Here is a 22,301-nt window from a genome sequence, read left to right on the forward strand (position 1 = left end):
GCCGGGGCTGCTCGAGAGATGCGGTGTGGTTGCTTTGTCCAACGTCGATGGTAACAACACCGCATGTTTCATTCCTCTCTGCGTGGTAACGCGCTTTTCGCGCTCTTCGCCCTCTCCGCGCTCGCGCCGGGCTGCGGGTCGGAGCGCCCGCAAGCGGGCGACACGAAGCCTCCGGCCTCGGGGCCCGGCCAGGGGACGCCGTTCGAGAACCCCGGCGGGATGTGGATGCCCGAGCAGATGGGGCAGCACAAGGACAAGCTCGAGGCGCTCGGGCTCGAGATCGATCCGGCGTCGCTCACCGATCCCACGGCGGCCCCGCTCGGCGCGGTGGTGAGCCTGGGAGGCTGCTCGGCGTCGTTCGTCTCGCCCGACGGGCTCATCGCGACGAACCACCACTGCGCCACCAGGGCGCTCCAGTACAACTCCACCCCGGAGCAGGACCTCCTGACGAACGGCTACCTGGCGAGATCCCGCGCAGAAGAGCGCTGGGCCGGCCCCACCGCGCGCGTCCTCGTCACCCGCGGCTTCCGCGACGTCACCGGCGAGGTGCGGCGCGAGATCGAGGCGATCCAGGGCGATCTCGAGCGCTACGAGGAGATCGAGCGGCGCAAGAAGCAGCTCGTGGCCGCGTGCGAGCAGGGGCGCCCGGAGATCCGTTGCTCCATCGCCGAGTATTTCGGCGGCGGCCAGGTCTCCTTGATCGAGCAGCTGGAGATCAAGGACGTCCGCATCGTGTATGCCCCGCACGAGGCCATCGGCAACTTCGGCGGGGATATCGACAACTGGCGCTGGCCACGTCACACCGGAGATTTCGCCTTCTTCAGGGCCTATGTCGGCGAGGACAACCGCCCCGCGGGCCACGCGGACGACAACGTGCCGTATCGCCCGGCGCACCACCTGAAGCTCGCCTCCGCGCCGCTCAACCACGGCGACCTGGTGATGGTCGCCGGCTATCCCGGCACGACGAGCCGGCTCCGGACCGCGGCAGAGGTCGAGTCCGCCGTGTCATGGCAGTACCCGAAGCGGGTGTCGTTCTACGAGGAGTCGATCGCCCTGCTGGAGGAGCTCGGCAAGAACGACCCGGCGGTGCGCATCAAGGCGCATTCGTCCATCCAGGGCTACAGCAATTACCTGCTCAAGACGCGCGGTCTCCTCGAGGGGCTGGTCGAGGGCGGCCTGGCCAAGGAGAAGGCCAGGGTGGAGGACGAGCTCAAGGCCTGGATCGACGCCAAGCCGGAGCGCAAGGCGGCCTACGGCGGCGCGATCGAGAAGATCGCCGCGGCGCACGCCGAGCAGAGCAAGACGCGCGAGCACGACGCGGCCGTGTCCGAGATCCTCTCGTCCGCGAGGCTCCTCGACGCGGCCGTCACCCTCGTGCGCATGGCGGAGGAGCGGCCCAAGGCCGACGCCGAGCGCGACGCCGGGTACCAGGAGCGCAACTGGGAGCGGCTCGAGCAGGCGCAGGTGTCGCTGCAGAAGTCCTACGACCGCACCCTCGATCGGAGCGCCTTCAAGCTGGCCCTGAAGCGCGCGCTGCGGCTCGATCCGAAGGACAGGCCGGCGCTCGTCGGCAGCCTCGTGGGCGGGCAGGCGCCGACCGAGGCCGCCCTCGCCGCGGCGGTCGACGCCCTCTACGCCAAGACGGCGCTCGAGGACGCGGCGACCCGGGTCAAGCTGCTCAAGACGGCGACGATCGAGGCGCTCGGCGCGAGCCAGGATCCGATGATCCGCCTCGCCCTCTCGCTCGCGCCCGTCGACAAGGCCATCGAGGCCCGGGACAAGGCCTACGCCGGGGCGATGACCCTCGTGAAGCCCCGCTTCGTCGAGGCGCTCCGCGCGTACCGGGGCGGCATGCTGGCGCCCGACGCGAACGGCACCCTCCGCGTCACCTACGGCACCGTGCGGGGCTACCGCCCGGAGATCGACAAGCCGGTCTATCGCCCGTTCACCGCCCTCAGCGAGGTCGTGAAGAAGAGCACCGGCAAGCCGCCGTTCGACACCCCGGAGGCCCTGATCGAGGCCGCGCGCGAGCGGCGGTTCGGCCCGTACGTGGATGACGACCTCGGCGAGGTCCCAGTCTGCTTCCTGAGCGATCTCGACATCACGAACGGCAACTCCGGCTCCGCCACGCTGAACGCGCGCGGCGAGCTCGTCGGCCTCGCCTTCGACGGCAACTACGAGGCGATGGCGTCCGACTGGCTCTTCATGCCGTCGATCACCCGGACCATCCACGTCGATCACCGCTACATGCAGTGGGTGATGGACGCGGTGTCCGGCGCGGACGCCGTGCTCAAGGAGATGGGCGGCACGCCGGCCATCGAGTGAACGCGGCCCAGGCGGCGGCGCGCGATCGGCGCCGCCGCCGCGGGGCGTGCGTCCGTCGAGGCCGCGGCGCCGAGGGTCGGGGTCACGCGCCGGCGTCGTCGGACGTGACCCGCACGTCGCCCTCGGCCACGGTCCACAGGATCGACGTGCAGCTCCTCCCGAACGCCCGGTCGTGGGTGACAAGGAGCAGCGCGCCCGGGTAGTCGGCCAGGGCGCGCTCCAGCCGCTCGATCGACGGCAGATCGAGGTGGTTTGTCGGCTCGTCCAGCACCAGCGCCCACGCGTGCTGCCCGAGGCCGAGCGCGATCATCAGCTTCCGCGCCTCGCCAGGCGACGGCCGCGCCGACGCGAGCAGCCGCCCCGGCTCCACCCCGAGCGCCGCCACGAGCGACATCACCCGTCCGCGCTGCTCCGGGGGCAGGCGCCGGGCCGCGGCGATGAGCGCCTGCTCCTCCGCCTCTCCGAGCTCCTGCGGCACATACAGCACCTTCTCCCGCGGCACCCGCGCGCTCGCGAGCAGCGCCTTCACCAGCGTGGTCTTGCCGCCGCCGTTCGGGCCGGCGATCCGGATGCGGTCCTCGCGGCCGACGCCGAGCCGCACGCCCCGCAGCATCACGGGGCCATCGCCGCCGCCCGCGCGGACCTCGGGCGCGTCGAGCACGAACAGCCACGGCGCGGGCGACCGCTCGTAGCCGACGAACACGCTGCGCCCCACCGCCTTCTCGAGCTCGAGCTCCCCCGCCTCGGCCGACACCTTCTCGAGCTTGCGCCGCGTCACGCCCACGGTGCGCGACAGCCGCGCCTCGGCCGAGGACACGCGGTAGTCCGCCATCAGGCCCCGGGCGTCGCTGTCGTGCGGGCCCTTCATCCGCTTCCGCGTGCTCCGCGCCGCGTCCGCCGAGGCCTGCTCGCGCCGCTCCTCGCCGAGCCGGCGGCGGAGGTGCCGCTCCTCGGCGCGCAGCCGCTGGTGCGCCTCCTCGCGGCCGCGCGCCTCGGCCTCCCAGAGCTCCTTGGCGGCGCTGTACCCGCCGGGATAGAGCCGCGCCGCGGCCTGCTCGACCCGGATCGTGCCGACGGTCAGCGCGTCGAGGAGCTCGCGATCGTGCGAGACGCACGCGCCGATCCCCTTGAATCCGCCGAGCGCGCCGGCGAGCAGCGCCCGCGCGTCCGCGTCGATGTGGTTCGTCGGCTCGTCGAGCAGGAGCAGGTCCGGCTCGGCGGCGAGCGCCGCGCCGATCTGCCACCGCTTGCGCTCGCCGGGCGACAGCGTGGCCCAGCGCCCGAGCTCCGCCGGATCGAGGTGGAGCTCGCCGCGCACCCTGCGCGCGAGGCCGTCCTCGGCCTCGGCCAGCGCACGGATCGCCGCGTCCGCGTGCTCCACGGCCTGCGGGCAGACCGCGATCGCCGCGCCCCGCGGCTCGATGCGCAGGCTCCCCGCGTCGGGCGCGAGCTCGCCGGCGAAGAGCCGGAGGAGCGTCGTCTTGCCGGCGCCGTTCGGCCCGACGATCCCGTACCAGCCGGGCGTCAGGCACAGATCGACGTCCCCGAGGACCGGGGACGCGTCGGAATAACAGAAAGAGAGACGATGCGCGCGCAACGACGACATACAAGCTCCTGAATCCGAGGGCCACGCGGCCCGGTCACGGGACGGGCAGGCTGCGTTGCGCGGGCAGGCTCATCCGACCTGGCGCGCTCGCGACCTGCGACGGAGACCGATTCAGGAGCTGATCTTCACCGGAGCACTCTCCTCTTGCGTCAGCGGCAGTGTGTAACAGGCCGCGACGGCACGCGCAACCGAGGCTCCGTGGGGGTGGTGGGGGCATTGGCCCAGAGAGCTCCGTCGTGAGGTTGGGTGAGATCAGGGCCTCGGAGCAACTCCGTGCCTCGCGCGGCCAGGGAGCCGCCGTCGACCGGGAGCGCGGCGCCGGTCACGTGGCCCGCGCCCGCCGAGCAGAGCCACAGCGCGGCGCCGGCTTCCTCGTGAAACTACGCGGCGTCCGCGCCGAGGCCGCCCCGGATGAGTCGGACCACCTGCTGCGCGAGGCGGCGGCGGCGCCTCGGGCCGAGCTGCTTGCGCGGCGAGTCCGAGGCCAGCACCTCGTGGAGCTCGGCCCCGAGCTCCTGGAGCACGACATCGGTCAGCCCCGGGCCGATGACGGCGGCGACGAGGCGGGTCGCCACCTCCAGGCTCGTGTCGGTCGCGCGCAGGGCGCCGCTCGCGAGGCCCTGCGCGAGCAACGCCCGGAGCTCGGCGACGCCGGCCTCGCAGATCGCCCGGTGCAGGCCGCGCACCTCGACGTCCGCCGTCGGATCGGCGGCCGCGGCCGACAGGCGGGCGAGGCGCGGGTGCTCGACGAGGAACGCCATGCCTCGCTCGATCAGGGCCTCGAGGCGAGCCCAGAAGTCGCCCTCGAGGCACGCGGCGCCCACGAACTCGCGCTTGCGCCGCGGCGCCTCCTCGGTGAGCAGCCAGCGGTACAGATCGAGCTTGTCCTCGAAGTACTGATAGAAGCTGCCCTTCGGGATGCGGGCGCGGCGCGCGATCTGCGACAGCGACGCCTCGGCGTAGGTCCGATCGGCGAACTCCGCGATCGCCTCGCGCACGAGGCGGTCCCGCCGCTCCTCCGGAAGCCCGAAAAACGTGCTCTTCGGCATGCGACCGATCGGTCATATGACCGGTCGGTCGCATGGTCAAGGCATGCCGCCGGCGGCGGGTGGGAGCCGCGGCGTGCGCACGAAAGCGACGCTCGTCATCCCTTGCGCCGCCAGATGGGCGATGATGGCGGTGTGAGGGCGGATCCCGCCCCGCGCACCCCCTCCTTACCAAGGACCGATCCGTGACCAGCACCCAGCCGATGATCCAAGGAAGCGTGGCCCCTGGCTTCGAGCGCGTACGCGACGCGTTCGTCGAGAACCTCGCGCGACAGGACGAGGCCGGCGCGTCGTTCTGCGCTTACGTCGACGGCGTCGAGGTCGCCCACCTCTGGGGTGGCGAGGCCCGCCCCGGCGTCCCGTGGGCCGAGGACACGGTCGCGTGCGGGGCCTCGGTGGCCACGGGCGTCACCGCGCTGGTTGCGCAGCGGCTCGCGGACCAGGGGAAGCTCGACGTCGACGCGCCGGTCGCCGCGTACTGGCCGGAGTTCGCGGCCCAGGGCAAGGGCGGCATCACGGTGCGCATGGTCCTCAGCCACAAGGCGGGGCTGCCGTGGTTCCCCGACCCCGAGCTGCGCGTGCGCCTGGATCGCCCCGAGACGCTGCTCGACGCCGAGGTCATCGCGCGGCTCATCGAGGCGGCGCCGCCGGTCTGGGAGCCGGGGACGCAGTGCGGTTACCACTCGACCACCTACGGCTGGATCGTTGGCGAGGTCGTCCGTCGCATCACCGGCAAGAGCCTGGGGACCTACCTGCGCGACGAGATCGCGGGCCCGCTCGGGGCCGAGTACTGGATCGGGCTGCCCGAGGCCGAGCACCAGCGGGTCGCGTGGCTGATCCCCGATCCGATCACGGACACCGACCAGTTCTACAAGTTCGTCAACGCCGACTCGGCGCCCGGCAAGGCGATGTTCCTGAGCCCCGGCCGGCGCTTCGGGGACCTGCTCCGGGAGGGGATGAACCATCCGACGTTCTGGCGAGCGGAGCTCGCGTCCCGCAATGGAGTGGGGACCGCCCGCGGCATCGCCCGGCTGTACGCCCTGCTCGCCTCGGGGGGCGAGCTCGCGGGCACCCGGCTCGTCTCGGCCGACTCCACGGCTCGCCACACCGAGGTCCACTACGACGGGAACGACTGCATCTGGGGGAACCCGGTCCGGATCGGCCTCGGCTACATGCGGCCTTCGGCGAGCCTGGGCATGGGCCCGCACGACGAGGCCTTCGGCCACCCCGGGTTCGGCGGCGCGGTAGGCTTCGCGGATCCCGTCTCCCGGGTAGGGTTCGGGTTCCTCCCGAACCGGATGATCCTCGCGCTCACGACCGACGCGCGGGCCGAGGCGCTCGCGTCGGCGCTCTACGCGTGCCTGAAGACCACCGCCTGAGGGCCGGTCTGGGTCGCGCCTTCTCCATGAGCGCTCACGTGGCGCCGGGGAGATCCATGCTCGCCTGTTCCCGCGCTGCTCTCGCCCTCCCGCCGGCCTGTTGAAATCCGACCGCCATCGAGGGCTGCGGCCTCCGTGGCGTCGCACGACGTCCCGGGGCCCGCCGCGTCATCGACGCAGGGCACGTGACGCGGCCCGCGGCGCAGCGGGTCGAGCGACCCCCGCCATGGCCGCCGCGGCGACCACGTCCAGGAACGATGATCGCGCCCGGAGGGAGCGAGGCGTTCATCTTGCATGGCGAGCGGCCTCATCGTCGCGCAGTGCGGCGTCGCCGCGATGCACGTCACATCGCTACTGAACTACTTCGCCGTCAGCAGCTCCGGGAAAGCCATGAGCGTTCGATCCGACGCATGCTTCGAGCGCTCTCGTTGTTCAGGCGCGCTCCGTCCGGCGCGCCGCGGCGTCGCGTCCGGGCCGGGCGCCATGCATTCAGAGATGAAACCCGCGGCGACTCCAGATTTCATTGCTGCACAGTCGCTCCCGAGATCTCATGCGGATCCTACGGCGGTCACCGGACGCCCAACGCGCCGCCTTTCTACCGAATGGCCACTGCAGTGTCGTCCAGGTGCAGTAGGTCTCTTCGACGCCCGCTGGTGGAGCGCGCGCCGGCCGCGCAAGAATGTATTTTTGTTCACACGGGTTGTGTGCCGCGGCATGACCATCGCGTCTGCAGACTCGGTATCCTCGACGCTCCGAGCACGCGAAGGACGGCGTGGGTAGTTTCCGCACAAAGAATACAGTTGCGCATTCGTCCGCATGGTATACCATCCTGTCATCAGATGGAGGAGCACGGATGAACCATCGGACGCCGGCAGCGATGAAGAGAGCCTAGCGGCTCTCTCGTTTGCTCTGGTCTCATGATGCACCGGGAGATGCCCTCGCAGCAGTCCAGGCGATCGTGAGTCGTGCGCTCGCATCATCGCGAGCGCGGCGACGACCGAGGAACGGAGTCGTTTCGTGCGGGAACCGAGCCATTGGCTCGGGCTGCGCGGCGGCTGCCCAGCGCCTTGCTGGCGAGAGATGCGCCCAGGTGGCCACGCGCCGGAACCTTGCGGACGCGCGACCTGCGGCGTCCGGTTCGTGCTCTCTCCAGCGCCAGGCAAGCTGCTCTCCAAGGAGAGCCGACCCAACGCCATAGCGTCGCCCATCGGGGCATCTGAGGCAGCACGGCGCTGGCACCGCACGTTGAACGACGTGTGCCGCCGTGCCGCCGTGCCGCTGCGGCCGTGTCCACCCCATCTCACAGGAAGAGCGCAATGAATCGATTGAACTTGTTTGCCCCCGACGTGCGGGAGAACCCGTACCCCTTCTATGCGACGCTGCGGCGCGAGTCGCCCGTGTGCCAGGTGGACCCGAACGGGATGTGGGTGGTCACCCGGTACGACGACATCGTCGCGGCGCTGAAGAACACGCAGGTGTTCTCGTCGGCGGGGCTGCGCATAGCCACCGAACCACCTTTCCTGCAACGCTATAACCCTTTGTCCGATTCCATGATCGTCGAGGATCCGCCGCGGCACAGCCAGCTGCGCAACCTCATCGGCCGAGGCTTCACGACCGGCACGGTGAGCTCGCTGGAGCCGCGGATGCGCTCTACGGCAGCGCGGCTCGTCAATGAGGTGATGAAGCGGCGCGTGGTCGATTTTCTTCCTGACGTCGCTTGTCGCGCGCAGATCACCTTACTCGCCCAGTTGATCGGTCTCGATCCCTCGCTCGAGGAGCAGTTCAGTCGCTGGACGGCGGACATGGTCAGCGTCGGCAGCCTCTCCCCGGAGCAACACACGCGGATTGACGCGGTGCGCCAGTCTATTGATCAGATGGAGCACTACATGCATGAGCTGCTCGCCAGCCGACGTCGTCAGATGGAGAATGACCTGGTCAGCGACCTGCTCCGATCGCAGGTGAACGACAACGCGCTCACGGACAAGGATCTCGTCGCCCTCCTGTTCCTACTCGTTGTCGCAGGGATGGAGACGACGGTATCGCTGATGACCCACATGGCGTTGATCCTGGCGCAGCGCCCAGCCTGGATGGATCGTCTGCGAGGAGAGCCAGCGCTCATCCCGCGCTTCGTCGAGGAAGTGCTCCGCTTCGAGCCGCCGGTGCATGCCACGATGCGGCTGACCCTTGCAGAGGCGGAGATAGGGGGCGTACGCATCCCCGCGCACTCGGTCGTGGCGCTGCTCCTGGGCTCGGGCCTGCGCGACGAGACCCGATTTCAAGACCCGGACCGCTTCGACCCAGAGCGCCGCGTGCAGACCGGTCTGGCGTTCGGTCATGGCGCCCACTTCTGTCTTGGAGCGCTGCTGGCGCGTACGCAAGCCCGCGTGGTGTTGGAGGAGCTCCTGCCGCGGTGTCGCCGCTTCGAGCTCCGCGCCGAGCGAATCGAGTGGAACTCGGTCCTCAACACCCGCTGCCCGATAACGCTCCCGATCGAGGTGATCCCTTCCTGATGTGCACGCCGTGCGCGAGGGGCCTCATCTAGCAGATGACGCGGCACTGCTGTGTTGCCATCTCGACGCAAAATCCCGATTTCGAGATTGGCCTTGAGTTGCTCGCGAGGGCGCGACCGCGTTCCCAGCCGCAGCAGGCGCGACATGTTAGCACCGTAGAATCCACCACCAACATCTTTTCTTTATGCACCGTGGGGCGCCGCACTATGCTCGATGCCGCGAGCAGGAGGACCACGATTTGTGATGGAGTTCATGATGTCGTCTGATCGAAGCAGCATTGTCGTCAGCAAAAATGAATCTGACTACTTCGAGTACCCGTTCGCCGCGTCACTTCACGTCGACGCGGACGCCGTCGAGCGATGTACATCGCAATGGGTTCGTCGGCTACGCCTCGCGACCGATAAGCGTGCGCTCTCGCGCATCAAGGCGGCGAACGTCGCATATCTGGCTGCTTGGGTATTCCCGTCGGCCAACCTGCAGACTTTGCAGCTGGCGTCTGACTTCACTGCCGTGCTGTTCCTCCTGGACGACGCGTACGATGAGGGGAGGCTCAGCGCGGACCCTCAAGCAGTCGCGAAGCTCAACGAGAGGTACCTGGGCGAGCTGTTCGGGTACATCGAAGCGGACACCGACGATCCACTGACGCGCGGGTTGATCAACATCCGTGACCGCATTCGCATGGATCATCCACACTTCCTGCTGAACCGCTGGCTCTCGCATTTTCAATATTACTATGAGGCCAACCTCTGGGAAGCAAACAATCGCCAGCAGCAAAGGGTCCCAGAAGTCGCCGAGTACATCATGATGCGACGTTACAGCGGGGCGGTATATCCATACTGTGATCTGATCGAGCTGCTGCTCGAACAGCCGCTTCCTCTAGAGGTCGTCCAGCACCCGCTCCTGCAAAGCATCCGCGAGATCTGTAACGATATCCTCTGCTGGACCAACGATTACTTCTCGCTCGACAAGGAGTTGAGATCGGGCGAGGTGCACAACCTGATCGTCGTCCTTCGGAGTAACGACGGGCTTACTCTGGAACAGGCCATCGCGCGGCTCAGACGCATGCACGACGATCGCGTCGCAGAGTACCAAAGCGTCAAAGAGAAGGTGCTTTCGTCGTGGTCGTCCGCCGGGATCCGCCAGTACCTCGACGCGACCGATGCCATGATCGCCGGTCATCAGCGCTGGGCGCTCGCGGCGCTCCGCTACGCCGAGCTCGGAGGTCTCGTCGCGCACGCCGGGTGAGGGATGGTGAACCGTTCGGGAGGCGAGGTCTCGGGCTGCAAGCGGGAGCGGCAACACCGAAGGGAGGGACGCGGCGACCGCTCGTTCCAGCATGCCGTCGGCCGCGATGCGTTCGTGAGCTTCATGCGTACAGCCTGGCCGCAGTTCGCTTCATGGCGTATGCGATGCCTGCCTTGAGATTGGCTCGCGTCTCTATCAGGCCCAGATCGACGCCGAGCGCGACCAAGCTCTGTGCCACCGCAGGGCGGAGCCCGGTCAGGATCGCCTTGCTCCCGAGCAACCCCACCGCCTTCGCCAGGCTCATCAGCCGGCTCGCCACGCTCGTGTCCAGGCTCCTGACCCCGGTCACGTCGATGATCACAACCTTCGCGGAGCTGGCCGCGACGCCCTCCATCGCCGTCTCGAGCATCTGCGCCGCCCGTTTGTCATCGATCGTTCCGATGATCGGCATGACCATGATCTCATCGGTAATCGGGATGAATGGCGTCGACAGCTCGAAGAGCCGAGCCCGCTGCGTCTGGATGATCTCCTCTTGCATCAGGACTCGCTCCTCCTGCAGGCGGGCGCGCTCGGCCAGCTCCAGCTGTAGCCTGGCGTTGACGGAGCGGAGCTGCTCGTTGGAGACTCGAAGCTCGTCGGTACGCGCGGCGACCTCCCGCTCGAGCCCCTCGTACAGCTTGGCGTTCTCGATGGAGATCGCAATTTGGGTCGAGATGAGCCCCAGGAGCTCCAAGCGATCTTTCGTGAAGACCCCGGTCGAGAGATTGTTCTCGAGATAGAGCACGCCGACCAGCCGGCCTTGGCGCACGATCGGTGTGCACATGAGCGACTTCGGCCGCCGCTCTCGGATGTATGGATCGACAGAGAACCTGGCGTCATCCGCGGCGTTGTCCAGGAGCACGCTCTTCAGCGTGCGCTGTACATAGCTTATCAGCGTGATTGGTGCTTTGCTGAATGAGCTCACAAGAGCGCCTTTGAGGACGCTGACCTGCTTCGGCTCGACGGTCCCTTCTGCCTCCACGAAGAGCGCATCGCCGCGCGCCAAGGTCAGCACGCCGGACTGTGCACCGACGTTCTCCAGCACGATCGTCATCAGGTTCTCCAGCAGCCTCTCCAGGACGATCTCGCTCGCCACGGCTTGCGACGCCTTGATGGCGCTGAGCAGATCGAGGGCGGCGGCGTCGTGGGTGGACGTCGTCGTGATCGACGTCCGCTGGTCGGGCGTCCCCTCCAGGATGAGCTGAGGGAACGTGGAGACGAGGCTCTGGCACTTCGCGTCCGCACCCCACAGCGCATAACCGCGATAGGCCAGCGTCATATAGTGCTGAGAGATCTCGCGCCGGCCCATCTTTCGGTAGAACGACGACGCCAGCTCGCACGCCAGCGCCTCTTCTTGCATGTATCCATACTTCCGAGCGCCTTCGATCGCACGGTCGTAAAGGTCCATCGCCTCGAGCATCGTCTGCTTCACGCGCGCGAGCTCGGCGCTCACGAGGTCGTACTTGTGCTGGATGTTGTCGGGCGCAGATCGAGCCCAGAGCTCGAGCCGTCGCTGGTATGCGTCGACCCTGGAGAGCGCGGCCTCTCGCTCGCCGTCCGGTAGGTGATCGAGCGCGGCGAGGATCGCGAGCGAGTGGTAGAACTTGTACTCGAGGTCGGCCACCATGCCCACAACGGCGTCCTCGTACTGCTCGCCGGCGAGAAGGCAAGTGTACGCCTGCTGCGCGTTGCCGAAGTAGTACAGCAGGATGCCTTTTGCGAGGTGCAGTGACATGATGGATGTCCTGCTCTGGCCCAGGCATGGAAGCATCGTCGTCTCGTCGAAGCTATCCCCGACAAGCCCCAGCTTGGCGGCTGATGGGTCCCGGAGGCTGTGAACGAGCTGCTTCCAGATTCTGCATTGATACAGCGAGTACTGGTTGTTGAGCTTCAAAGACAGCTCTACCGAGTTCTTCATCCGCAGCTCGGTCGTCGCAAGGTCCTCGCCGGCGAAGAAGGAATGTGTCGAGTGGAATATCGAGCCATATGCAGCGTACTCGATGTCCCCCGTCTCCAAGCCGATCTGGACGGCGTGGAGCAGAGGATCCAGCGTCTCCCGCAGATGCCGCTTCCAGTGGTGAATGAGGACATGCACGGTGGCATGAATCCTGGATTCCAGCTCAACGGCGCCGAAGGTGTGCGCCAGGTTTATCGCGAGCCGACCGAGCTCGAAGGCCTGGTCGGTGTTGTTCATGAGGCACTGTATGACGCCATAGATCGAGTAAGCGAACGCGGCGAGAGGCGAGTTGCCATGCCTCACGCAGAGGTCGACCATCGTGAACGCGTTCGTCGGCAGCAAGTCCGGCCTGGCGAGGTACACGGCCGGATTGACGGTCGTCATGATCCGGAGCGCCGCCTGCATCCGCTTGTTCGAGATCCGGGGCAGGTGCGCAAGGCGGGACACGTCGACGTCGGCCGGCGGTGCCTCGGACAGCGGAACCTCGAGCATCGCGAGCACGCTCAAGGCGACGTCGATGGCGTCCTGCATCCGGCTCTGCGATATGTAGAACTGGATACGCGTCTCGTAGACCCGGATCTTCTCGAGCACGTCCCTGGCTCGCTCTTCGACGATCTTCGCGCACGCTTCCGCGCGCTCGAAGTTGATCGTCAGGTACTCGAGCTCGACGAGGTCCGTGTACACCGCGAGCGACAGATCGTGGTTCGTCTCCCACGCGTCCTCCGGCAAGAAGGCCGCCGCTGCGCGGAGGCACTGCACCCCGGGGTCGTAGGCCGTGGAGCGCCTGGCCTTCTGGCCGGCCTTCAGGTTGAGCAGCGCCGCCTCGCAGCGCTCCTGCCGGTTCACGATCAGCGGCGCCCCCATGTTGAGGTGCATCACGATGTCGTAGATCCGCTCCTCGATCGACTCGATCGGCGTCTCGCTGATCAGGAGCCGCCCGAGCTCGAGGTGGATCCTCTCCTGCTCCAGCTCCGTGAGCAGCTTGTAGGCCGCCTGCTGCACGCGGTCGTGCAGGAACTTGAGCCTGATCGAGCCCCCGTCCTCGTCGTCGAGGAAGCGCGCGAGCTTGTAGTCGTCGTCGATGGGCACGACGAGCCCCGCGTCCAGCGCATGCCAGATGTCCTCGTCGGTGGTGCGCCGGTCCTCGCGGTGGATGAGGGCGAGGATCTTCAGATCGAACTGGTTGCCGATGCACGCGGCGAGCTTCAGCACCCGCTGCGTCGACGCGCCCAGGCCCCGGATCCGCCGGACCATCAGCTCGACGACGTTGTCCGCGACGTCCATCCGCTCGATGTCGGCGAGGCTCCACTGCCAGGCGCCCGTCTCCGAGCTGAAGCGCAGGTGACCGTCGCGGGAGACGCTCTCGAGGTACTGGATCGTGAAGAACGGATTGCCGGCCGTCTTCGCGAAGATGATGTCCGAGAGCGGGCGACACTCCCCCGGAGGCGCGCCGAGCGTGTCGGACACGAGCTGGTTCACGTGCTCGGGCGCGAGCGGCCTCATCGTGACCGTGCGCACGCGCGCCTCGCTCCCCCGGAGCGCGCTCAGCATCATCATGAGCGGGTGCGCGTCGTCCACCTCGTTGTCCCGGTACGACCCGAGCAGCAGCAGGTGGCGGATGTCGGCGTCCTCCAGGAGGACGCTGATGAGGTTCAATGAGCCCGTGTCGGCCCACTGGAGATCGTCGAGGAACAGCACGAGCGCCCGCGTCTTCAGCGCGATCTCGCCGATGAAGTTCCGGAACGTCAGGTTGAACCGGTTCCGCGTCTCCATCGAGCCCAGGGCCGGGACGGGCGGCTGCTCGCCGACGATGAGCTCGATCTCCGGGATCACCTCGGCGATGACCCGGCCGTTCGGGGCGACCGCCGCGAGGATCCTCGCCCTCCAGTCGGCGAGCTCCTCCTTGCTCTCCGTGAGGATCTGCCGGACGATCTCCCGCAGCGCGGCGATCACGGCCGAATACGGGACGTTGCGCGTGAACTGGTCGAACTTGCCGGCGGCGAAGTAACCCCCCTGCTTCGCGATCGGCTTGTGGATCTCGCTCACGACCGCCGACTTGCCCACGCCGGAGTAGCCGGCCACGAGGACGAGCTCCGACTGGCCGCCCTCGGCCGCGCCCGGCCCTCCGCTGCTGATGCTCCCGAACGCCGAGAGGAGCGTGTCGACCTCCTCCTGCCGGCCGTAGAGCCGCTGCGATACCTGGAGCCGCGTGGGCCTGTCCTTCCTCCCGGGCACGAAGTCCAGCGCGGGCGCGCCGTGCTCGAGCATGTCGAGGCAGACCCTGAGATCCGCCTTGAGGCCGAAGGTGCTCTGATACCGCTCCTCCGCGGTCTTCGAGAGCAGCTTCATGATGACCCCGGAGAGCGCCTCCGGGATCTCCGGCCGGATCAGGCGCGGCGCGACGGGCGTCTTCGCGATGTGATGGTGCACGAGCTCCAGCGGATCCGTCGTCTCGAAGGGGAGGCGCCTCGTCGTGAGCTCGTAGAGCGTGACGCCGAGCGAATAATAGTCCGTGCGAAAGTCGATCGAGCGGTTCATCCGGCCCGTTTGCTCGGGCGAGATGTACTGCAGCGTGCCCTCGCCGGCCGTCCACGGGTCGACCACCGCCGCGCGCTCCCCCGGCAGGAGCGAGGCGATGGAGAAGTCCGTGAGCTTCGACGTGGTCACATCGCTGTCGACGATGATGTTGCTGGGCTTGATGTCCTTGTGGATGATGTTCCGCTCGTGGATGGCCCCGAGCGTGTCCGCGAGCTGGAGCGCTATCCTGACCGACCGCACGAGCCCGACGCCCTGACCATTGCCGCGCTCGTCGATGACCGCGCGCAGCGAGCGACCCGCGAAGTACTCCATGATGAGCGCGGCGTAATCGAGGCGGACCTCGAGGTCGTAGACCTTGACGACCCCCTCCAGATCGAGGTTCCGCGTGATCTCGTACTGGCGCTTCAGGATCGCGACGTTGCGGGTGCCATTGACACCCTTGCGGGCGACCTTGATGACGCACATCTCGCCCGTGCTCTTCTTCCGGCCGAGGTAGACGCTGCTGCGCGCGCCATCGTGCAGCGTGTCAAGCAGCTCGTGATTCAGTAGTTCCACCATGACAGCTACCCCCTGGGATGATTGAGGCGATCGATTGGGCGCGGCGGGTCGGTCGGTATCGAGAGGCAGGCCCCGGGGACACGGCAGCGCCTCGGGGGCGCTGAGATCGGCTGCGTCGTCGGAAGCACGCGCGACCCGCCGGAGGAGCGACCATGCTCGGTGGGACGCATCACCGTAAGCAATCCAAACGAGCGCGTTGTGTCAAGGTCGAACCGCCGGTTCTCTACCGCACGGATCGTGCGCTCTCACGTGGCGCCGCCGTCGAGACGCCGCGCGTCACGACAGCGGCGCGCGACTCGGTTCGAGCGCCTGGAGCGAATGCAACGCCTGCGTGTCCTCGTGGTGCGGGCGCACGGCACTCCGCAGCGACAGCGCGCTCGACGCCGTTGCGCTTCACGCGATGACGGCTTCACACAATGCGAGAGCCTCGATGCATTGGGCACACCCGCGGTGCCAGGATCGGCGCGATACACCAGGGTGGACGGAATTCCGTAGGGAAGGTCCTGATGTTTGCGGCGAGCTCGCGCGTCGACAGGCCATTGAACAGGAGGGGAGATACCGGGACGGCCCTTCCCCTCTCCTTTGGCGGCCTTGGCGGCCTTTCTACCGGTCCGGGGCGACTTCCTGCAGCCGTGCTACTTCCCGGCCGCCGCCTCGGAGCCCGGCCGCCGCGGCTCCCGCGCGCCCGCGAACGCGGCGCCCTCGCGGCCGATCGCCGGCGCGTCGGCGATGTGCCCGCGCTCGTCGAGGGTGTGGCCCATCGCGCCGAGCGCGCTCTTCAGCTCGTCGGGGAAGCCGCCCTTCTCGGCGAACAGCTTGTCGGGGTAGTCCTGGTGGTGGAAGCGCGGCGCGTTGACCGCCGTGGTCACGTCGAAGCCGAAATCGACCACGTTGGAGAGGATCTGGAAGACCGCGGTGAGGATCGTCGGGCCGCCCGCGGCGCCGAGCACGAGCTCCACGCGCCCGTCCTTCCCCGACACGATCGTGGGCGACATCGACGAGAGCATGCGCTTGCCGGGCGCGATGGAGTTGGCCTCCCCCTGCACGAGGCCGAACTGGTTCGCGGTGCCGGGCACGGCGGCGAAGTCGTCCATCTCGTTGTTCAGCACGAAGCCCGCGCCCGTCACCGTCACCCCCGCGCCGTACCAGCCGTTCAGCGTCGTCGTCAGCGCGACGGCGTTGCCCTGCGCGTCGACCACCGAGAAGTGCGTCGTGTGCGGGCCGCGGCCGCCCGAGTCCTTGGCGGCCGCGCCGCCGGTGAGCGCGTCGGTCGGCGTCGCGCGGTCCGGCGCGATCGTGGCGCGCTGCTTCTCCGCCCACGCGACCGAGAGCAGCTCCTCGACCGGGTTCTTCACGAAGTCGGGATCACCGAGGATCTCGTTGCGCGCGATGAAGACGCGCCGCATCACCTCGGCGACAACGTGCACGTGCGACGGCGAGTGCCAGCCGAGCTTCGCGAGGTCGAGCCCGTCGAGCTGGTGCGCGATCATCGCGAGGGCGAGGCCGCCCGACGAGGGGAGCGGCATCGAGACGACGCGGCGTCCGCGGTACTCGAACACGACCGGCTCGCGCCACTTCGCCTTGTAGCCCTTGAGGTCCGCGGCCGTGATGAGGCCCTTGCCGCGCCGCATCTCGGCGACGAGGAGCTCGGCGGTCTTGCCCTCGTAGAAGCCGGCGGGCCCCTTCTCGGCGATGCGCTCGAGCGTCGTCGCGAGCTCGGGCGACTTCCACGTCACGCCGACCTGGATGGGCGCGCCGCCCGGCAGGAACAGCGCGACCGAGGCCGGGAAGCGCGCGAGCTTGCTCGACGCCGCCTTGACCGTGGTCGCGAAGTTCTCGTCGACCGGGAAGCCCTCCCTCGCGAGCCGGATCGACGGCGCGATGAGCTCGGCCCAGGTCTTCTTCTTGGAGCCGAGCTTGTCGTACGCCTCCCAGAGCCCCGCCACGCTGCCGGGCACGCCGACCGCGAGGTGGCCGACGCGGGAGCTCTCCGTGGGCTTGCCGTCCTTGCCCCGGTACATGTCGTGGGTCGCCCTGGCCGGCGCGGTCTCGCGGAAATCGAGCGCGTGCTCCTTGTCCCCGAGGCGCGCGACCATGAACCCGCCGCCGCCGAGGTTGCCGGCCGTCGGGTGCACGACGGCGAGCGCGAACGCCGTCGCGACCGCCGCGTCGACCGCGTTGCCGCCCGAGGAGAGGACGTCCGCGCCCACCTTCGTGGCGAGCGCGGCGTCGCTGGAGACCATCGACGGGCCCCGCACCGGCGGCGCGCCCTCGGGGTAAGGCCACCCGGCCGGGAACCGCGAGACCGGCGCGGCCGGCGCGGGCGCGGGCGCGGGCGCCGAGGCGGAGGCGCTCGGCGACGGGGGCGGCGGCGGCGCGGGCGGCGGCGGCGGGACGGCGGCCTCGCAGCCGGCGAGGAGGACGACGGCGAGCAGCCGATGCAAGGCGCGGAGCTTCATCGCGGCGGCTTATAACCCAGGCCCAGCGCCGCTCGAAGGACGGAGGCGCGGCCGCGCGGTGATCGGATCCGGGCCCGAAGGCGGGAAGGCGGGAAGAAAAGACCAATGATTTTCATGTTTTACAGCCTTCTCGCCTCCATGTGAGCGCTCTCCAGGCGAAAGCGATCCCGATCCGCAGCCGCGCGAGCGCGACCGGAGGCCGCTTCCGCCGGCGCGGCTTCCGGGGCGCGGCGCGATCCGGGCTCGCCCGTCGCCGTCGCGGATCGCGGGCCCGGGGAGCGTGTCGGGCGGTCGCGTGATCGCGGTCGCGCGCGACTTCTCCACCGCGCTCGCTCGCGCGCCGACGGATCAGGCGTCGTATCTTCAGCGCGCCGGCGCTTGGCGGGGCCGCGCGGCGCCGGCGCTTGGCGGGGCCGCGCGGCGCCGGGGGGCGCGCAGCCCTCGGGCCCTTGGCGGGGCCGCGCGGCGCCCCGTGCTCCGTAATCCGTCACAGCTGTTCGGGTTTCTGCTGATCGGCCGTACCGCTCTCCGGCGAGCCGGAGAGCAACGCACCGTACAGGGCGCGTGGAGCAGGGCGCCTTACCGAGGCGCCCGGAGACGCCTCTCGGCGCCGCGAAGTGTTCCGTGTTGGTCGTTGGCTTGGGGGCTTCGCCGCGCTTGGGTATGATCGGCCCCGGATGTTTCCGACGGAGCCCGCTCCCGAGACGATTGGGGCCTACAAGATCCTCCGGCGCCTGGCCGGTTCTGGGCCCACCAGCGTCTATCTCGGGCGGCTGGACGGCCCGCTGGGGTTTCGCCGCGTCTGCGTGCTGAAGCTCGTCCCGAATACGGCCGAGGGCGATCCGCGGTTCGCCGACGAGCTTGCCCGCGAGGCGTCGATCTGCGCCTCGATGAACCACCCGGCCATCGTGCGGATGTTCGACTTCTTCGAGCACGCCGGCCGGCTCGTGCTCGTGCTCGAGCACGTCGAGGGCGTAAACCTCAATCGGCTGCTCCAGCACCTCGCGGCGCGGCAGCAGAAGCTCGCCGACGCGGCGGTCTACTACCTGGTCCACTGCATCGCCGCCGCGCTCTCGCACGCGCACGGCGCGACCGACGAGCACGGCAGCCCCACGCCGGTCATTCATCGCAACCTCCACCCGGAGAACATCGTGATCGGGTGGGACGGGCAGGTGCGCCTGACCGGCTTCGGCATCGGCAAGATCCTCGGGCGCACGCCGGACACGATCGCGGGCGTGGTGAAGGGGGCGCCGGGCTACATGGCCCCCGAGCAGGTGCGCGCCGAGCGCGTCACGGTCAAGGCGGATATCTACGGCGTGGGGCTCCTGCTCTGGTCGCTGCTCTCGGGGCGGCGGCCGTCGGCGGACGGCACAAGGCCGCCCGGCATCGCGTCGATCCGCCCCGAGATCCCGCGCCCGATCGTGGCGCTGCTCGACACGGCCCTGGCGCCGTCGCCGGACGATCGGAAGATCACCTCTCAGGAGATCGAGCAGGCGCTCGCGAAGGTCGCCCGTCCGGAGAAGGGGAAGGCCGAGCTCGTGACGCGCGTGCAGTCCGCGCACGCGACGATCGAGATCGAGGACGCGGATCCCGAGGAGGACCGGCGGCCGACGATCCCGGTCAAGGGCAAGGGCGGGCAGACCGCGAGGCCCGCGGCCGACGCGGCGAGGCGGCTCGCGAAGGATCTCTTCGCGAAGGATCAGGCCGCGAGGGACGGCGCGGCCGCGAGGCTGCGGCCCGGCGGCGCGCAGGCGAAGACCGCGCCTCCCTCGGCGGCGGCGTCCGAGGCGCTGGCGGGGTCTGCGCGGCAGGACGGCAGGGCGACGACCCGCGCGTCGGGGCCCGATCCGATCACGATCCCGGTGCCGGCGAACCATGCGCCGCCTACCCCGGTCGTGCTGAGGGGCGAGGGGCTGAAGGGCGTCGAGGGGCGGAAGCCCGCGCTGCCCGATCGCGAGACGTTCGGCCGGCTGTACGAGGCGTCGAGGCGCGCGGCGGAGCGCGACGCGGCGGCGGCCGAGGAGGTGCCGCCGGGAGGGGGGCCGGCGACGCTGCCCGAGGTCGAGCCGCTGTTCGAGGAGGACGACGCGACGATCCCGGGCACCGGCGCCGTGTCGGTCCGCTTCGAGCCGTCGATCTCCGCGATCCCGGAGGCGATCCGCTTCGGCCCGCCGCCGGCGCTTCCGGCGGATCTCACGCCGCCGTTCTTCGCGCCGCCGCCGCCGAAGCCGCCGTCCGGCTCGCCGGTGACGCCGTCCGGGGTGACGGTGCCCATGGGCACGACGGGCCTGACGCCGTCCGGGGTGACGGTGCCCATGGACGGCTCCTCGGGCCTGACGCCGCCCGGCGGGGTGCCGTACCCGAGCGCGGCGGTCCTGAACGGCCCCTCGGCGGAGTCGTCGCCGGCGGGCGCGCCGATGCGGCGCCAGCGCTCGCCCACGCTGGCGTGGCAGGCGCCGCGCTCGCTGTCGCCGGTCGGGACGATCGCGGTCTCGGCGATCACGGCGACGGTGGTGGCGGCGCTCTGGATCTACGTCGCGCGGCGGGAGCGGCCCGCGCCGGCCGCCGCTGCGTCGGCGGAGCAGGCGACGCAGATCGTCGAGCCCGTCGCCACCACGGCGGCGCCGGCGCCGAGCGCGCCGCCCTCCGTGAAGCGGCCCCCGAGCCCGAAGGCGCCTTCCGCGAAGGAGCTGGCGGCGAAGGAGGCCGCGGCGGCCAAGGAACTGACGGCGAAGGAGGCCGCGGCGGCGAAGGAGCTGGCGGCGAAGGAGGCCGCGGCGGCGAAGGAGCTGGCGACGAAGGAGGCCGCGGCGGCGAAGGAGCTGGCGGCGAAGGAGGCCGCGGCGGCGAAGGAGCTGGCGGCGAAGGAGGCCGCGGCGGCGAAGGAGCTGGCGGCGAAGGAGGCCGCGGCGGCCAAGGAGGCCGCAGCGAAGGAGGCCGCGGCGGCGAAGGAAGCCGCGGCGGCGAAGGAGGCCGCGGCGGCGAAAGAGGCCGCGGCGAAGGCAGGGGTCAACCCCGCCACGCTGCCCAAGGGGCAGGGCGTGCTCAAGGTGGGTTTCCCCGAGCCGGGGAGCGTCTACGTGACGGGCAAGTTCGCGGGGGATGTCAACGTGCCGCTGACGGTGCGCTGCGGCCGCTTCTTCGTGCGCGTCGGCCGCCCCGGGAAGACGAAGTTCCCCGAGTGGTCCAGCGCAGGTGTGACGGCGCAGGTGCCCTGCCAGGGGGCCACGACCATCGATATCAAGCCAACCGCCCCACCGAAGGCGCGAAAGAAGCGGTAGCTCGGTGCCGGGGAGCGGTGCTCGGACGGCGCGGCTCCTCCTGGCAGCCCGCGCTGCGTCGCGGCTCGCCTGATCCCGCTCCCTCTCCGCGGCCGCGAGCCGCGCCTTCTGCTGGCGCTGCTCCGCCGCGAGCCGCTCTCACCGGGGCGTCGCGCTCAGGCGGCCTCGGCCAGCGTCGACGGCACCTCCGGGAGCTCCCAGCCGCGCGTCCGGATCTCCTCGTTGATCCAGCGGATATGGCGCCGCTCGTCCTGCCAGTTCGCCTCCACCATCCGCCGGACCTCGTCCGGCAGATCGCTCGTGAGCGCGGAGGCATAGGCGTCGTTCGTGAGCTCCTCGTTGGCGCGCATGGCGACGAGCGCCGTCCGCTCCTCGCGCGCCGACAGCTCGGTATAGCGGCGAATGCACTGGCCACGATCGTCGGGCTCGTCGGTCGGCGCGGCGCCGAGCTCGTCCAGGAGCTCGCGCTCGTGCCGCTCGTGATCTGCCCGGAACCCTTCGAGCTGCTTCTTGATCTCCGGCGTCTTGCACACGTCGATCGCGAGGCGGTACGCCTCGGCGGCCGCCCTGTCGAGCAGGATCAACCCCATGATCTGCTCCAGGCCCGATGGGTCGCCGAGCTCGCCGCCTCCCGAGGAGCGTGGCCTCTTCGCGGAGCCTGCCGCCGCCTCGGCCGCTTCTCCGGCGGCGGCCTCCGCCGAGGGCTCGGCCGCGCCGCCCAGCGAGCTGCCGCGCTGGAGCTTGTCGAGCAGCGCGTCGTCGATGCCCGGCACGTGGTGCAGGTCCTCCCAGCTCCGGATGGGACCGCGCTCGGTCCGGTGCTCGATGATGAGTCGAGCCCGCTCGCCGTCGATGCCCTCGATCATCAAGAGCTCTTTTTTCGTTGCCGTGTTCAGGTCGATGCGCGGTGTGCGCGATGCCTTGGTCATGGTCGAGCCTCCCCCGGCTGTTTGTAGCGCCGACGGAAGCCCGCCGAAAGCTGGCGTGACTGCCAATCCAGCGCTGCGCTCGATCGAGCGTCGCGCTTCAGCGCTGCACGCCTCGGCCGACCAGGCGAGGCGGCTATCGGCGAGCCGTTGCCACAGCTCCTCGACGCGCTCGAACCATCCTGATGCGATGGATGTGGAGACGTGAACGGCGACAAGCCTGGCGGCTCGCCGCTGGACTGATGTCCGGAGAAGCGCATCGTCGGAGCGGCTGTCGAGGGAGCCCATCGGTTCATCGAGGTGGAACCTCGAAAAATCGATACCGTTTTGGGCCGATGAATACGCACACCTCTCCGTTCGAGTAGTGGTACCAGCCGCCACGGACCAGAGACACGCTTCGGCACCGTCCGAGATCTCCAGGTCCGACGCTGG

At 69.5% G+C, this 22,301-nt stretch carries 10 protein-coding genes; 5 read left to right on the forward strand and 5 right to left on the reverse strand.

The window, feature by feature from the left end; translation table 11 throughout:
* Positions 1–63: 63 nt before the first annotated feature.
* Positions 64–2,325, forward strand: a complete 2,262-nt coding sequence (locus tag WMF17_RS43100; protein WP_437646712.1) for a S46 family peptidase — start codon at positions 64–66, stop codon at positions 2,323–2,325.
* 82 nt (positions 2,326–2,407) lie between these two features.
* Here WMF17_RS43100 and WMF17_RS43105 read toward each other — a convergent pair whose 3' ends face one another.
* Positions 2,408–3,931, reverse strand: a complete 1,524-nt coding sequence (locus tag WMF17_RS43105) for an ATP-binding cassette domain-containing protein (protein WP_437646714.1) — start codon at positions 3,929–3,931, stop codon at positions 2,408–2,410.
* A 380-nt stretch (positions 3,932–4,311) separates the two neighbouring features.
* Positions 4,312–4,980 carry a TetR/AcrR family transcriptional regulator gene (locus WMF17_RS43110; RefSeq protein WP_437646716.1) on the reverse strand — a complete coding sequence of 223 codons (669 nt, stop codon included), beginning with the start codon at positions 4,978–4,980 and terminating at the stop codon, positions 4,312–4,314.
* A 200-nt stretch (positions 4,981–5,180) separates the two neighbouring features.
* Here WMF17_RS43110 and WMF17_RS43115 point away from each other — a divergent pair, with 200 nt between their 5' ends.
* The 3 genes from WMF17_RS43115 (at position 5,181) to WMF17_RS43125 (ending at position 10,111) form a co-directional block, all read left to right on the forward strand.
* Complete coding sequence (locus WMF17_RS43115; RefSeq protein ID WP_437599374.1) at positions 5,181–6,356, forward strand: serine hydrolase domain-containing protein; 1,176 nt, start codon at positions 5,181–5,183, stop codon at positions 6,354–6,356.
* Positions 6,357–7,672: 1,316 nt separating this feature from the next.
* Positions 7,673–8,866: a cytochrome P450 gene (locus WMF17_RS43120; RefSeq protein ID WP_437646718.1), complete on the forward strand. Its 1,194-nt coding sequence runs from the start codon at positions 7,673–7,675 to the stop codon at positions 8,864–8,866.
* A 243-nt stretch (positions 8,867–9,109) separates the two neighbouring features.
* Positions 9,110–10,111, forward strand: a complete 1,002-nt coding sequence (locus WMF17_RS43125; protein ID WP_437646720.1) for a terpene synthase family protein — start codon at positions 9,110–9,112, stop codon at positions 10,109–10,111.
* Positions 10,112–10,232: 121 nt separating this feature from the next.
* On the opposite strand, the gene WMF17_RS43130 is transcribed toward WMF17_RS43125, so the two are convergent.
* Positions 10,233–15,203 carry an AAA family ATPase gene (locus WMF17_RS43130; RefSeq protein ID WP_437646722.1) on the reverse strand — a complete coding sequence of 1,657 codons (4,971 nt, stop codon included), beginning with the start codon at positions 15,201–15,203 and terminating at the stop codon, positions 10,233–10,235.
* A 635-nt stretch (positions 15,204–15,838) separates the two neighbouring features.
* Positions 15,839–17,662, reverse strand: a complete 1,824-nt coding sequence (gene ggt, locus WMF17_RS43135; protein ID WP_437599378.1) for a gamma-glutamyltransferase — start codon at positions 17,660–17,662, stop codon at positions 15,839–15,841.
* A 677-nt stretch (positions 17,663–18,339) separates the two neighbouring features.
* Here ggt and WMF17_RS43140 point away from each other — a divergent pair.
* Positions 18,340–20,943, forward strand: coding sequence for a serine/threonine-protein kinase (locus tag WMF17_RS43140; RefSeq protein WP_437646723.1), 2,604 nt, complete (start codon positions 18,340–18,342; stop codon positions 20,941–20,943).
* Positions 20,944–21,098: 155 nt separating this feature from the next.
* Here the strand turns inward: WMF17_RS43140 and WMF17_RS43145 are convergent, their stop codons facing one another.
* Entirely contained in the window at positions 21,099–22,157 is a 1,059-nt protein-coding gene (locus WMF17_RS43145; RefSeq protein WP_437646725.1) for a helix-hairpin-helix domain-containing protein, read from the reverse strand.
* Positions 22,158–22,301: the final 144 nt, after the last annotated feature.

The organism is Sorangium sp. So ce362, from assembly GCF_051519845.1.
In the GTDB taxonomy this organism is placed as follows: Bacteria; Myxococcota_A; Polyangia; order Polyangiales; family Polyangiaceae; genus Sorangium.

Coding starts and splice junctions, on each gene's coding strand:
- WMF17_RS43100 (WP_437646712.1), top strand. CDS start 64: ATGTTTCATTCCTCTCTGCGTGGTAACGCGCTTTTCGCGCTCTTCGCC.
- WMF17_RS43105 (WP_437646714.1), bottom strand. CDS start 3,931: ATGTCGTCGTTGCGCGCGCATCGTCTCTCTTTCTGTTATTCCGACGCG.
- WMF17_RS43110 (WP_437646716.1), bottom strand. CDS start 4,980: ATGCCGAAGAGCACGTTTTTCGGGCTTCCGGAGGAGCGGCGGGACCGC.
- WMF17_RS43115 (WP_437599374.1), top strand. CDS start 5,181: ATGATCCAAGGAAGCGTGGCCCCTGGCTTCGAGCGCGTACGCGACGCG.
- WMF17_RS43120 (WP_437646718.1), top strand. CDS start 7,673: ATGAATCGATTGAACTTGTTTGCCCCCGACGTGCGGGAGAACCCGTAC.
- WMF17_RS43125 (WP_437646720.1), top strand. CDS start 9,110: ATGGAGTTCATGATGTCGTCTGATCGAAGCAGCATTGTCGTCAGCAAA.
- WMF17_RS43130 (WP_437646722.1), bottom strand. CDS start 15,203: ATGGTGGAACTACTGAATCACGAGCTGCTTGACACGCTGCACGATGGC.
- ggt (WP_437599378.1), bottom strand. CDS start 17,662: ATGAAGCTCCGCGCCTTGCATCGGCTGCTCGCCGTCGTCCTCCTCGCC.
- WMF17_RS43140 (WP_437646723.1), top strand. CDS start 18,340: ATGTTTCCGACGGAGCCCGCTCCCGAGACGATTGGGGCCTACAAGATC.
- WMF17_RS43145 (WP_437646725.1), bottom strand. CDS start 22,157: ATGGGCTCCCTCGACAGCCGCTCCGACGATGCGCTTCTCCGGACATCA.